Consider the following 11,831-nt stretch of genomic DNA (forward strand, 5'->3'; position numbering starts at 1 on the left):
GGTTACTTTTCTCCTTTGGTGAGGTTGATTTCCAAGTCGGAAGTCTTGAGGTGGAAGTCGGTGGTATCGGAAGAGTCGTAGATTTGCTGTACCAGGGAGGTAAGGACGCCGCCCTTGACGCCTTCACCCTCGCCGCCGCGGCCTTCGGCCACAAAGCGCTTCATCTCATCGACCTGGCTGCCGGCGAACATCACGCGCAGCAACAGGGTGTCGATGTCCTCGTCCGGGTGGGCCTTCTTCAGATCCGGCAGAACCGGCTTGAGTTCGGGGATTTCCTCCGTGATTTCGGAGGAACCGTTGGCCATGATCTTCTCCAGCACGTCTGGGTCTAGCGGAGCGAGCGGCTCGCCGTAGTAGCCCAAGGCGTACTTCTTAATCTCGTTCGGGACCACGGAGTAACGGTCACCCGTCATCACGTTCATGACGGCCTGGGTACCCACGAACTGGGCAAACGGCGTAATCATGATGGGGTATGCGAGCTCTTCGCGCACGCGAGCCACCTCGTACAGCAGTTCTTCGAAGCGGTCACCCAACCCAGCGGTTTCCAGCTGGGATTCGAAGTTGGTGAGCATGCCGCCAGGTAGCTGGTGCATGTAGTGCAAGCCATCGAATGCGCGCGGAACGCCAACCGGTTTATCTTCCGTATCGGCGATTTCCTGAATGCGCTCGCTGGCGGAATCGATACGCTCATCGTCGACGTCCACCGTGTAACCCAGCGCGCGAAGGTCGCGCACCACGGCTTGGGTGGCTGGCTGTCCCGGGCCATTGGCCAGCGGAGCGATAGAGGTGTGGATGGAGTCCACGCCCAATTCCGCTGCGTAGAGGTAGGTCAGCGGCGACAGTCCGGTCAGCGAGTGGGTGTGTACTTCGAGCGGTACGTCACCGATGGAGCTGCGGATCGCCGGGATGAGGGTCTTCAAACGGTCCGGAGTCAGCAGGCCGCCGGCGTCCTTCAGCATGATGCGGTCCACATCGGTGCGCTCGAGCAGCTCCGTAGCCTTCCGCTTGTACAAATCATCGGTGTGCACCGGGCTCAAGCAGTAGGACAATGCACCGAAGGTTTCGGCACCGAGTTCCTTGGCCAACTTGAGGCCCTGGTCGATGTTGTCGATGTCATTCAAGCCATCAAAGGAGCCGATCACACGGAAGCCATTGGCGTAGAGACGCTCGGTCCAGTTCAAGATGGCGTCATCCGGTAGGAAGTCGAAGGAAGCCAGGTTCTTGGAACGAATAAGGGCGCGGAACTTGGTGCCCGGCGCGGCGTTCTCGTGCACGAGGCGAACGCGCTCCCACGGGTCTTCTTTGAGGTAGCGCACGGACACGTCGAACTGGATGGGCGCTACCAAGTCCACGTGCTCGAAACCAGCGTTGGTGATGTCATCCAACAGCGAAAGGATATGGCTCGTGGTCATGCGGGTGGCCCAGATGCTCTGGTGCGCATCGCGCAGGGTGGTATCGATGATGTTGATCTTGCGCTCGCTATCGGCCGGGCGTCCGCCCGCGGCCATGATTTCGGCGAGGCCTTCTGTGCTTAGTTCCTCGGGACTAAGAGCAGTCATAAATCCCTCCTTAGGGTGTGGCTCCGGAAAGACTCGGTTGGTTCACAGTGAGGGTTCACTTTGGTGGTGCAAGACTCTTCGAAAACCTTCCGTGTCGTGGCTCACACGCTACACCACGCCTAAATCTTCAGTGCTGGAATTGCAGCCAGAAATGACGTTTTCCTGCGAATTCCAAGCTCGTCACAACAAAGAACTTGCCCAAATACCCCTATACGGGGTCACAGTGCGCACCACTGTTCACTTAGTGAACGCACAGTTTTTTCGGTCGCCTCCCCTAAAAAGCGGTGGACGACATGCACTTTCTAGCCAGTAAACAAATTCACTTCGATGGTGTCCGAATTTTCGTGGCCCACATCGCGAAGTAATCGAAGTGTGATGTGCGTAATATCTTCCTCAATATTTCGGACCCATCCCTAGGAGGAACATTGACTTCTACCGCCCCGCCGAGCCCCACGCCCACCACGCCAACGGGCGCGACGAAGACGGACCGCAAATCCCTCGCAGCCAGCCTGACCGGCCAGGTCCTTGAATGGTACGAGTGGAGCTCGTACGCGGTCTTTGCCCCGTTCATCGCCGCGGCAATGTTCGACAAGGGCGATACTGCTTCCGCACTGCTTGCCACCTTCGGTGTCTTCGCCGTCGGCTTCTTGGTCCGCCCGCTGGGCGGCATCATCTTTGGCCGCATCGCTGACCAGCGGGGCCGCAAGACCGTCTTAATGACCACCATCATCATGATGGCCAGCGCCTCCGTCCTCATCGGCTTGATGCCCACCTACGAGACCATTGGCATCTGGGCTTCTGTCGGCCTGCTCTTCATCCGCGTGCTGCAGGGCTTTGCACACGGCGGTGAATCTGCAGCCGCCAATAGCTACATTCCCGAAATCGCCCCGAACGCCCACCGCGGCCGCTGGGGTTCCATGGTCTACGTCTCCATCTTCGGCGGCTCGGTCATCGCCTACGTCTTGGGCGGCGGTATTTCGCTGGTCCTGACGGACGAGCAGATTGGCGCATGGGGCTGGCGCATCCCGTTCCTCTTGGGTGCCGTCGCAGCGCTGATCGCGTTGTACCTGCGCCGCCACATGAAGGAATCCGATCACTTCCAGGAGATCGATAGCGCGGAGCCCACCGTTGAGGCCCCGAAGCGCACCAAGAAGTCCGTGAATTCGCAAAAGCCTGCCTCGGTTGTTCGCCCGGCATGGCAGAATATCTTGCTCGTCGTGGGCATGGTCTCCGGCGTTACGGCCGCGCACTACACGTGGACGTCCTATGTTTCCACCTACGCCATTAGCCACGAGGGCATGTCCACCCAGGGTGCTTATTGGGTCACCGTGGCCGCACAGACCGCGGGCCTCATCGCCCTGCCGCTGTGGGGCAGCCTGTCCGATAAGATTGGCCGCAAGCCCGTCATTTATATCTGTGCGATTGGCCTAGCCGTTCTGCAGATCCCGCTAATGAACTTCATCGATGACCGCCCATGGACCCTGCTGGTGGCCTCCACTGTCGGCGTGGTCATCGTCGCCGCCGGCGGCGCGCTGTTGTCCTCCATCATGTCCGAGGTCTTCCCCACCGCTCAGCGCACCCGCAGCATCGGCCTGGCCTACTCGCTGTCCGTCGCCGTCTTTGGCGGTACCGCACCGTATATTTACCAGTGGTTCGTGGCCCACGGCCTTACCTGGGCTTCTGGCTTCTACGTGGTCGCACTGTGCATCCTCACGCTTGTCAGCATGTACATCCTGCCTGAAACCAAGGGCGTGGACCTGCGCGATGTCTAATCCACCCACGTAACGCTAAAATCGCCGCTTTCCAGTCTTTCCCGGGAAGCGGCGATTGTTTACGTCCATAACTAATTAGTCAAGCGCTACCTTAAAGGGCGCGTCCGTAACCTCACGGATGGACTCCTCGGTTTCACCCTCGGCGACCTCGATAAGCGTCAGGCCCTCAAGCTCGTCCACGGTGAATACGGCGCGGTCGGTGATGATTAGATCCACGCAGCGAGCACCGGTTAGCGGCAGCTGACACTCCGCCAGAATCTTGGAATCGCCGTGCTTGGAAACGTGCTGCATCATCACCACGATGCGCTTGGCGCCATGCACTAGATCCATCGCACCGCCCATGCCCTTGACCATCTTGCCGGGAATCATCCAGTTGGCTAGGTCGCCAAATTGGGATACCTCCATGGCACCGAGCACCGCGACGTCGATGGCGCGGGAGCGGATCATGGCAAAGGATTCGGACGAGGAGAAGAAGGATGCGCCAGGGGCTTCGGTAATGGTTTCTTTACCGGCATTGATTAGCTCCGGATCCACCTGGTCCTTTTCAGGGTAGGCGCCAACGCCCAAGATTCCGTTCTCGGAGTGCAGGACCACCTCACGGCCCTCTGGCAGGTAGCCAGGGATGAGCGTCGGCATGCCGATGCCCAGGTTGACGTAGTCACCATTGTCCAGTTCTTGTGCGGCGCGTGCCGCCATTTCTTCGCGTGACCAGGTCATTACTTGCTCACCGTCCTGAATTCGATTCCGGTTTCTTGCTTGCCCACTTCCACTACGCGGTCCACGTAGATGCCGGGCACATCCACCTCTGCGGGCGGAACGGCCTCTACCAGCTGTTCCGCTTGCACGATGGTGATATCGGCAGATTTGGCTGCATCTGGGTTGAAGTTCTGGGCGGTCTTATTAAAAGCGAGATTGCCAAAGCGGTCCGCGCGAGCGGCGTGGACGAAGGCGAAGTCTGGGGTGAGGGCTTCTTCCATAACGTAGAGCTCGCCGTTAAACTCGCGGGTTTCCTTCGGTGCGGAGGTCTCCGCGATGGTGCCGTCGGGATTGTAGCGGGTGGGGATATCGCCATCGGCAAGCGGCGTGCCCACGCCAGCCTTGGTGTAAAAGGCTGGAATGCCCGCGCCACCGGCGCGCATGCGCTCTGCCAAGGTACCCTGCGGGGTGAACTCAACAGTGAGCTCGCCCTCGAGGTACTGACGCGCATATTCCTTATTGGTTCCCAGGTAGGAACCGATGGAGCGGGCGATGCGGTGATCCTTGAGCAGCAGGCCCAAGCCGAAATCATCCGTACCAAGGTTATTGGAAATGATGGTGAGCTCGCTCGCGCCCTGGGAACGCAGCGCAGCAATGAGTTGCGCCGGGATACCCACAAGGCCGAATCCGCCCACCGCGATGGAGGAACCGTCCGGGATATCCGCGACGGCCTCCTCTACTGAGGCTATGACTTTATTCAACATGGCCTTAGACTACGTGCGGTTCACAGACAGCACAAGGGTTCAGAATGCGAACATTATCGGGTACACTAAAGAGACCTGGGCCACTTAACCCTAAAATTAGCTTGGAGGACACACCGTGGCAGATACCCCCGTAGTGCAATCTCTAGCCCGCGGACTCAACGTCATTCACTCGTTTAATGGCGAACGCCCGCGGCAGACACTGGCCCAGGTTGCCGAGGTCACAGGCTTAGCGCGCGCCACCGCACGCCGCTTTCTACACACGCTTGTCGCAGAAGGTTATGCCCGCACCGATGGCTCAGATTTTTGGCTCACCCCCCGCGTTTTAGAACTGGGCTATTCGTACCTATCGAGCTTGGGACTGCCAGATATTTCCCAACCCCATTTGAGGGAGTTATCCACCAAACTCGATGAGTCCTGCTCCGTCAGCGTGCTCGACCGCGACACCGTGGTCTATATTGCCCGCGCCGCAGCGCACCGCATCATGTCCACCAATATCACCATCGGTACGCGCTTCCCAGCGCACGCTACGTCCATGGGTCAGGTGCTGCTCGCTGATTTAACGCCGGCGGAGCTGGATGAGTATTTCGCCACCACCGCCCCGCTCGAGCAGGTCACCCCGCACACCCTGGTATCCCAGGACGCGCTGCGAGCCCGCCTCGGTGAGGTGCGGCGGCGCGGCTGGGTCATCGTGGATCAAGAGCTAGAAATCGGTCTGCGCTCCATCGCCGTTCCCATCCGGGATCGCACCGGGCGCGCAGTAGCGGCCATCAATATTTCCACCCAGACCTCCGTGTATTCCACCCAAGATCTCACCGCGCAGATCCTCCCAGAGCTCCTCTCTACGTGCGCGGCCATTTCCCACGATCTCACTACCACCGAAATTTCCTAAGGAGAATCCATGCATACCCAAGACGTTGTCCTGTGCTACCCCAAGCGCACCCCAGTCGGCCGCTACGGCGGCGCGCTCAAATCCGTCGCCGTCCAGGATCTAGCCAGCTTGGTGGTATCTACCATCGTGGAAGAATCCGGCATCGATCCGAACGCCATCGATGACATTATCCTCGGCCAAGCCTCCCCCAACGGCGCTGCGCCTGCCCTCGGCCGCGTCGCCGCACTCGATGCCGGCCTGCCCGTCTCCGTGACCGGCATGCAGCTCGACCGTCGCTGCGGCTCCGGCCTGCAAGCCATCGTCACCGCCGCCGCCCACGTCGCCACCGGCGCAGCCGAGGTAGTCATCGCCGGCGGTGCCGAATCCATGTCGCGCACCGAGTACACCGTGGACGGCGACATTCGGTGGGGCGCGAAGGGCGGCAACATGGTCTTTCGCGATCGCCTCCAAGAGGCCCGCGAAACCGCCGGTGGTAAAAACCACCCCATCCCCAGCGGCATGATCGAAACCGCCGAGAACCTCCGCCGCGAGCGTTCCCTGTCGCGCGAGGACCAAGACGAGCTTGCGGTGCGCTCCCACCACAACGCCGCCCGCGCGCAGGAGCAGGCGCTTTTCGATGCCGAAATCGTCCCCGTCTCCGTCCCCCAGCGCAAGGGGGATCCCATCATCGTGGACAAGGATGAGCACGTGCGCGCCGATTCCAGCGTGGAGAAGCTGTCCAAGCTGCGCCCGGTGATGGGCAAGCAGGACGACGAGGCCACGGTGACCGCAGGTAACGCCTCCGGCCAGAACGACGGCGCTGCCGCCGTTCTCGTGACCACCCGTGAAAAAGCGGATGAGCTCGGCCTCGAGCCGATGGTGGTCTTGAAGGGCTGGGCGCTTGCCGGCGTGGAGCCAGAGCGCATGGGCATCGCACCGGTTGAGGCCACCCGTAAGGTCATGGACCGCCTCAATCTCACCTTCGATGACCTCGACCTCATCGAGCTCAATGAGGCCTTTGCCGCCCAAGCCCTCGCGGTACTAGATCAGTGGGGCATCTCCCCCGAAGATCCCCGCTTCAACCCCAACGGTTCCGGCATCTCGCTGGGCCACCCGGTGGGCGCGACCGGTGCCCGCATCGTGGTTACCGCCGCGCACCACCTGCGCCGCACCGGCGGCAAGCGCGCGCTAGTCACGATGTGCATCGGCGGCGGCCAGGGCCTTGCAGCCATAATCGAAACCGCCTAGTCCTCGCAGCGAGGGCCTAGGCGGTATCGGAGGACGGGCGGGCGACCAAGCTAGCCTTGGACGCTCACGCTGCCATCTGCATTAACGTTGACTTGCGCCGCCATGGCGCGGGCCACGTTAAGCCGCTGCCAGGAGCCGTCCTTGCCTTGCCAATCCAATGGATTGCCGGCAGGGCGTGCGGTCTGGCGTAGCACCTCGGCGCGCTGTTCCGGAGTCAGGTCCGGGTGGGAAGCGGCGAGCAGTACCGGGGCGGCCTGCGGAACGACCATCGGCGCATCCGTCGGATTGCTTGGAGTGAAATCATAATCCAAGAAATCCGTGTATTCGTCTACAGCATCTGTAGTGGACCGGTATTCCTTGCCATCGGCCTTATCCTGTGCGACGAGTTCTTCTACAGATTTGCCCGTACGCCACTGAATCTCTTCACGAATTTCCTGCGCAGCCTGCTGCAATGCATCGCGCATGCGGTCATCGTTCAAGCGATCCGCCGCCGCAGCTTGACCAGTCATGCGGCCACCAATGACATCCAATGGGTAGTGCACACCCAGAACGACGCGGTGGTTTCCTGCTTCGGCGCCGCGCAGCATTAATTGCGGGCCTACCTCCGGAAGCATAGAGGCCATCAAAGTGGTGATCCACGTTGCCTGGTTAGTGTGCCCGGAGGGGAAAGCCGGCGAGGTGGAATAGAGATCCTTCGACTCATCTTCGTAGCGGTTAATAGCATCGGGTGCCTGCACGAATGGGCGGTCATAACGGAAGTAGTACTTTTCTGCGAAGGTGGAGCTAGCCAGTCCTCCAGCACGGGCGGCGTAGCCATTGCCCAGCAGGTACTGTGTTTTGGGCAGTCGATGCTCTGCCAAGGCCTCGCGGAATGCACCGCCCAGGCTCTCTCCCATGGAGTCAGAAATGGCTCCTAGGATCCCACCGGAGCTTGCCTTGGCATCGGATTGCGCACGGGCGATCAGCTCAGGGTCATCGGCGGCCGCATTGTTAATGGCCACTACCTTATCCATGTTTTCTTCAAGGACCTCTGGCTGGTGCTTAATCTGGTCAAACCCGCGGACAACCTGCCAATAGTTGCCAAATTGGTAAGACGAAATATCGGATTCAAAGCCCACAAGATAGTCCGCACCAAAGGGCTGAGGAACCGGCGCGCCTGGGTGCTGCACAGGAGAAGGGCCAATGCTGGATCCACTGCTAGATCCCTGTACCTGCGGCACCTTGGACGAAAGCTCACCCGCCTGCGCAGCGGGTGCAAAGGAAGCAACGGTGAAGCTGGCGGCCGCTCCGAGAGCAAGTACTCGACGCGAAACACCACGATTGAAAATACGGGTCATATATCGCAACTTTCAGCTAGAAGTGATTTCCTCTGCACACTAACCAGCTAACGTTAAGGAAGTATGAACTGCGCACTAACCGTTTTCAGCGCTTTTTTAAACAAATAGTTATATGACCGCTCAAGCTAATCGATGTCCCCAACCTTCTCCACCCAGAACCGTGTTTCCTCGGACGGTTCAGCACCAGGCGTGGATAAGCCCGCAGTGGCGAGCGCGGCAAATGCCACTGCGGCGGCCATGGCCGGATCTCGCTGCTGATGAAGACTCATTAACTCAACCTAGCGCGAATAGGCGCCAATGAAAACAGGAGGGCGGTTCCAGCGGGCGGTTTCGGCGCGAAAGCGTACATACGCGGTAAGCTAGAGAAGAACTTTTGCTCGCATAGAATAAAGGGGAATTAGTCAATAATGATCCAATTCGTCTTCGGCGCCGCCGCAGGGTACGTATTTGGCACCAAGGCGGGCCGCAAGCGCTACCACCAAATGAAAAGCGCCTATCAAAAGACCGTCAACTCCCCCGCCACCAAATCTGCGGTGCGTTCCGCGCGCAAGATGGTAGCCAACCGCCTGGATCCTGAGCCACGCATGCGCGAAATCCACGACCTTTCCGAAAAGCGCCGGGGCAAAGGCAAGGCTCGCGGGAACCAGGCTCCACAGGCAGACCGGATTTATGAACCCGATGAGGATTAAAAATTTTCCCCGTTAGCCCCTCCCCGCGCAGCACCTAAACTAGCGCTCGAGTGCTTGCCCGGGGATTTTATATACCTGGCGTACCGCGAAAGGCGCGATCATTGAGCTCGCGGCGTGCCTGCTCCAGGGCAATGAGGTCTGCGAACAGGGAGTTATAGCCGGCCTCATCATCGGTTGGCCGCATTCGGCCTAATTGGGCTTTCAGCTGCGCAATCTGATCTCCCACGACGGTTTCCTGCAGCCGCGAGAGCACCGAGTCCGCATATTTTTCTGCGCCCACGTCCGTGGGCAGGATGGCCTCGACTGCCAGCTCGGAGACGAAATTCCTTCCCGTAAGATCCTGCATTTCCCCGGCAACGGCGGCAATCCAATCCACTCCGGACATGGTGGCTCCCTTGTCTGCCCCGCCCACAGCGGAAATCGCTTGGCGCACGATGCGGTAGGCGTCGTTGGTGTAGGCATCGGCAGTAATGCCATCAAAATACGAGCCAACGACCTCTGGCATCTGCAAGGCCAATTTCAGCGCCTCCCGCTGCGGCCACAGGTGGGTCTCCTTTGGGCTGGGCGGATGGATCATGGGCACATCCTGCTGCGCCGGCTGCGGCTGTGCATTTTCAAAGCGGCGAATCGTAGGCTTGTCTGCCTTCTTCGGCTTCTTTGCCTCCGCGCGCACTTGGCGCAGCACCTCTTCCGGATCATTCCAACCCACCCAGCCAGCAAGTCGGCGGGCGTACTCGCGCTGCAGGGGCTGGTCACGGATTTGCGCGACGATGGGCACCGCCCGCCGCAAGGCCTGCAAGCGGCCTTCAGCAGTATCAATCCGGAAATCAGCAATTACTGACTGAATGACGAACTCAAACATGGGGATGCGGTCTGCCACCAGATCGCGCACCGCGGCATCGCCCTTTTCAAGGCGCAGATCGCACGGGTCCATGCCGTCTGGGGCCACGGAGACGAAGGATTGTCCGGTAAATTTCTGTTCCCCGTCAAAGGCACGCATCGCGGCCTTCTGTCCCGCCTCATCACCATCGAAGGTGTAGATGAGTTCGCCGTGGAAATAGGAATCATCCAGCATGAGCCGGCGCAGCACCTGCAGGTGCTCCCCGCCAAAGGCCGTACCGCACGAGGCCACGGCAGTTTTAATGCCTGCCGCATACATGGCCATCACATCCGTATAGCCTTCCACCACCACAGCTTGGTGGCCTTCTGCGATATTTCGCTTGGCCAAATCCAACCCAAAGAGCACCTTGGACTTGTGATAAAGCATGGTCTCGGGCGTATTCATGTACTTACCCAGCTTGTCATCATCAAAGAGCTTGCGCGCACCAAAGCCAATGACGTTGCCGGAAAGATCCTTAATGGGCCACAGCAACCGGCGGTGGAAACGGTCAATGGGACCGCGCTTTCCCATCTTGGAAATGCCGGCTGCCTCTAGCTCTTCAAAGGAAAACCCCATGCGCAATAGGTGCTTTGTGGCCGTATCCCAACCTTCCGGAGCGTACCCGCACTCGAAATCATAAATAACCTCACGGCTAAACCCGCGGTCCAGCAAGAAATTGCGCGCCGTTGCCGCCTCTGGGGTTTCCAGCTGCTTCCGGTAGAACTCGTGCACCGCTTTATTCGCAGCGATTAGCCGCTGCCTCGTACCCGGCTTCTCAGTGCGGGCACCGGTCGAGCCACCCTGGTAATTAATGTGGTAGCCAATCTTCTGCGCCACAGCTTCCACGGCCTCCGGAAAAGAGACCTGTTCCATCTCCATCAGGAAGCTGAATACATCGCCACCCTTACCGGTGGAAAAGCAGTGATAATAACCGCGCTGCGGGCGGACGTGGAAGGACGGCGTCTTTTCATCCTTGAAAGGGCTCAAGCCCTTCAAAGAATCATGCCCGGCAGGTTTGAGCTGCACATATTCGCCCACGATTTCTTCTAAAGGCGCGCGTTCACGGATAGCTTGGATATCACTGTCCGGAATTCTGCCCTTTGCCATGGCTACAGACTACCCCGCCCATTTATCGAATGCTCAACCGCTAAAGCCAGGATGGTCGCATTAGGTTGTCCCGATCAACAAGTACACAGAATCACCGTGTTTTACCCACATGTGGGGCAGCCTTTCGCCAGGTATCCCCACCCCCGGGACGGGGCAATTTTGGGTATTGCTCTTGACGCAGTGGACGTTTATGTTTTCGAGATATTTCCTGCAACAATAGGGAGCATGTCCAAGTCCAAAGCGTCTAAGAAATCGCTTCCAGTGGCCCTTGGTGGACTCGCCATCGTCGCAGGCGCTAGTTATTTCGGCTTCGACCTCGGCGGTGATGAGGATGCAACGTCGACGGATGAGACCTGCGCAATTTCTTCCCTTCCCAGCGAGGCCGAAGAAACTGCAGACGATATTCTGGCCGGCGGCCCTTATGACTACCCCGACAAAGACAATTCCCATTTTGGCAATTATGAAGGCGTCCTCCCCCAGCAGGCGCAGGACTATTACCGCGAGTACACGGTAGAAACCCCTGGCAGTAATCATCGCGGATCGAGGCGCATCGTCACCGGCGGTGGCACCGAAACCGACCCCGATGTGTGGTACTACACCGATGACCATTACCAAACATTCTGTTCTATCCCGGACGCAGAGGATTAATAGTGCACCGCATTTTAATTACGGAACCCATCCGTACCCGTACGGATTTCTTCAATGCCTTAGGACGCACCCATGGATGTGTGGATTGTGGCCCGCGCAGCCTAGAAGATCTAGCTAAATTCCTGCGCGAGAATGAAGTATCCACCATCGTGGCTGCCAACATGGAAATGGAATTGGATGACTTCGCGGCCATCGCCGCCGTTGTCCACGATGAAGGCGTTAGGCTCGCGCGCTAATAGCTAGTCCGCAGATACTGACATTCC

At 59.2% G+C, this 11,831-nt stretch carries 12 protein-coding genes; 6 read left to right on the forward strand and 6 right to left on the reverse strand.

The features are described 5' to 3' along the window. Positions 1-2: 2 nt before the first annotated feature. Positions 3-1,559, reverse strand: a complete 1,557-nt coding sequence (locus ABRP86_RS05315; protein WP_005278129.1) for a hydroxymethylglutaryl-CoA lyase-like TIM-barrel protein — start codon at positions 1,557-1,559, stop codon at positions 3-5. A 425-nt stretch (positions 1,560-1,984) separates the two neighbouring features. Between ABRP86_RS05315 and ABRP86_RS05320 the strand changes: the two genes are divergently transcribed. Then, the gene (locus tag ABRP86_RS05320) at positions 1,985-3,331 is read left to right on the forward strand and encodes an MFS transporter (RefSeq protein ID WP_349862886.1); all 1,347 of its coding nucleotides are present in this window, start codon (positions 1,985-1,987) and stop codon (positions 3,329-3,331) included. A 75-nt stretch (positions 3,332-3,406) separates the two neighbouring features. Here ABRP86_RS05320 and ABRP86_RS05325 read toward each other — a convergent pair whose 3' ends face one another. Both ABRP86_RS05325 and ABRP86_RS05330 read right to left on the reverse strand, forming a co-directional pair. After that, the gene (locus ABRP86_RS05325) at positions 3,407-4,048 is read right to left on the reverse strand and encodes a 3-oxoacid CoA-transferase subunit B (RefSeq protein WP_023023371.1); all 642 of its coding nucleotides are present in this window, start codon (positions 4,046-4,048) and stop codon (positions 3,407-3,409) included. Then, positions 4,048-4,791 carry a CoA transferase subunit A gene (locus ABRP86_RS05330; protein WP_005278125.1) on the reverse strand — a complete coding sequence of 248 codons (744 nt, stop codon included), beginning with the start codon at positions 4,789-4,791 and terminating at the stop codon, positions 4,048-4,050. The genes ABRP86_RS05325 and ABRP86_RS05330 overlap by 1 nt, the downstream gene beginning before the upstream one ends. Positions 4,792-4,906: 115 nt before the next feature. Between ABRP86_RS05330 and ABRP86_RS05335 the strand changes: the two genes are divergently transcribed. Both ABRP86_RS05335 and ABRP86_RS05340 read left to right on the forward strand, forming a co-directional pair. Next, positions 4,907-5,680: an IclR family transcriptional regulator domain-containing protein gene (locus ABRP86_RS05335; protein ID WP_023023374.1), complete on the forward strand. Its 774-nt coding sequence runs from the start codon at positions 4,907-4,909 to the stop codon at positions 5,678-5,680. Positions 5,681-5,689: 9 nt separating this feature from the next. Continuing rightward, a complete protein-coding gene (locus ABRP86_RS05340) occupies positions 5,690-6,907 on the forward strand; it encodes an acetyl-CoA C-acetyltransferase (RefSeq protein WP_349862889.1) in 1,218 nt (405 codons plus the stop codon). 50 nt (positions 6,908-6,957) lie between these two features. Here the strand turns inward: ABRP86_RS05340 and ABRP86_RS05345 are convergent, their stop codons facing one another. After that, entirely contained in the window at positions 6,958-8,244 is a 1,287-nt protein-coding gene (locus tag ABRP86_RS05345) for an acid phosphatase (protein WP_349862891.1), read from the reverse strand. A 125-nt stretch (positions 8,245-8,369) separates the two neighbouring features. Then, positions 8,370-8,513: a hypothetical protein gene (locus tag ABRP86_RS05350; protein ID WP_349862893.1), complete on the reverse strand. Its 144-nt coding sequence runs from the start codon at positions 8,511-8,513 to the stop codon at positions 8,370-8,372. Between the two features lie 138 nt (positions 8,514-8,651). On the opposite strand from ABRP86_RS05350, the gene ABRP86_RS05355 reads away from it, so the two are divergent. Continuing rightward, complete coding sequence (locus ABRP86_RS05355) at positions 8,652-8,933, forward strand: hypothetical protein (protein WP_023023385.1); 282 nt, start codon at positions 8,652-8,654, stop codon at positions 8,931-8,933. 67 nt (positions 8,934-9,000) lie between these two features. Here ABRP86_RS05355 and dnaG read toward each other — a convergent pair whose 3' ends face one another. Beyond that, entirely contained in the window at positions 9,001-10,920 is a 1,920-nt protein-coding gene (gene dnaG / locus ABRP86_RS05360) for a DNA primase (protein WP_349862895.1), read from the reverse strand. Between the two features lie 225 nt (positions 10,921-11,145). Here dnaG and ABRP86_RS05365 point away from each other — a divergent pair, with 225 nt between their 5' ends. Together ABRP86_RS05365 and ABRP86_RS05370 are read left to right on the forward strand one after the other, a co-directional pair. Beyond that, positions 11,146-11,568, forward strand: a complete 423-nt coding sequence (locus tag ABRP86_RS05365; RefSeq protein WP_034659067.1) for a guanyl-specific ribonuclease — start codon at positions 11,146-11,148, stop codon at positions 11,566-11,568. 2 nt (positions 11,569-11,570) lie between these two features. Then, positions 11,571-11,804: a hypothetical protein gene (locus ABRP86_RS05370; RefSeq protein ID WP_023023390.1), complete on the forward strand. Its 234-nt coding sequence runs from the start codon at positions 11,571-11,573 to the stop codon at positions 11,802-11,804. Positions 11,805-11,831: the final 27 nt, after the last annotated feature.

Source organism: Corynebacterium sp. KPL3927 (assembly GCF_040225835.1).
GTDB lineage: Bacteria > Actinomycetota > Actinomycetes > Mycobacteriales > Mycobacteriaceae > Corynebacterium.

What these genes read in the sequence shown, in the direction of transcription:
- ABRP86_RS05340 (WP_349862889.1), top strand. Translation starts at nt 5,690, where the DNA reads ATGCATACCCAAGACGTTGTCCTGTGCTACCCCAAGCGCACCCCAGTC.
- ABRP86_RS05350 (WP_349862893.1), bottom strand. Translation starts at nt 8,513, where the DNA reads ATGAGTCTTCATCAGCAGCGAGATCCGGCCATGGCCGCCGCAGTGGCA.
- ABRP86_RS05330 (WP_005278125.1), bottom strand. Translation starts at nt 4,791, where the DNA reads ATGTTGAATAAAGTCATAGCCTCAGTAGAGGAGGCCGTCGCGGATATC.
- ABRP86_RS05355 (WP_023023385.1), top strand. Translation starts at nt 8,652, where the DNA reads ATGATCCAATTCGTCTTCGGCGCCGCCGCAGGGTACGTATTTGGCACC.
- ABRP86_RS05365 (WP_034659067.1), top strand. Translation starts at nt 11,146, where the DNA reads ATGTCCAAGTCCAAAGCGTCTAAGAAATCGCTTCCAGTGGCCCTTGGT.
- dnaG (WP_349862895.1), bottom strand. Translation starts at nt 10,920, where the DNA reads ATGGCAAAGGGCAGAATTCCGGACAGTGATATCCAAGCTATCCGTGAA.
- ABRP86_RS05345 (WP_349862891.1), bottom strand. Translation starts at nt 8,244, where the DNA reads ATGACCCGTATTTTCAATCGTGGTGTTTCGCGTCGAGTACTTGCTCTC.
- ABRP86_RS05315 (WP_005278129.1), bottom strand. Translation starts at nt 1,559, where the DNA reads ATGACTGCTCTTAGTCCCGAGGAACTAAGCACAGAAGGCCTCGCCGAA.
- ABRP86_RS05325 (WP_023023371.1), bottom strand. Translation starts at nt 4,048, where the DNA reads ATGACCTGGTCACGCGAAGAAATGGCGGCACGCGCCGCACAAGAACTG.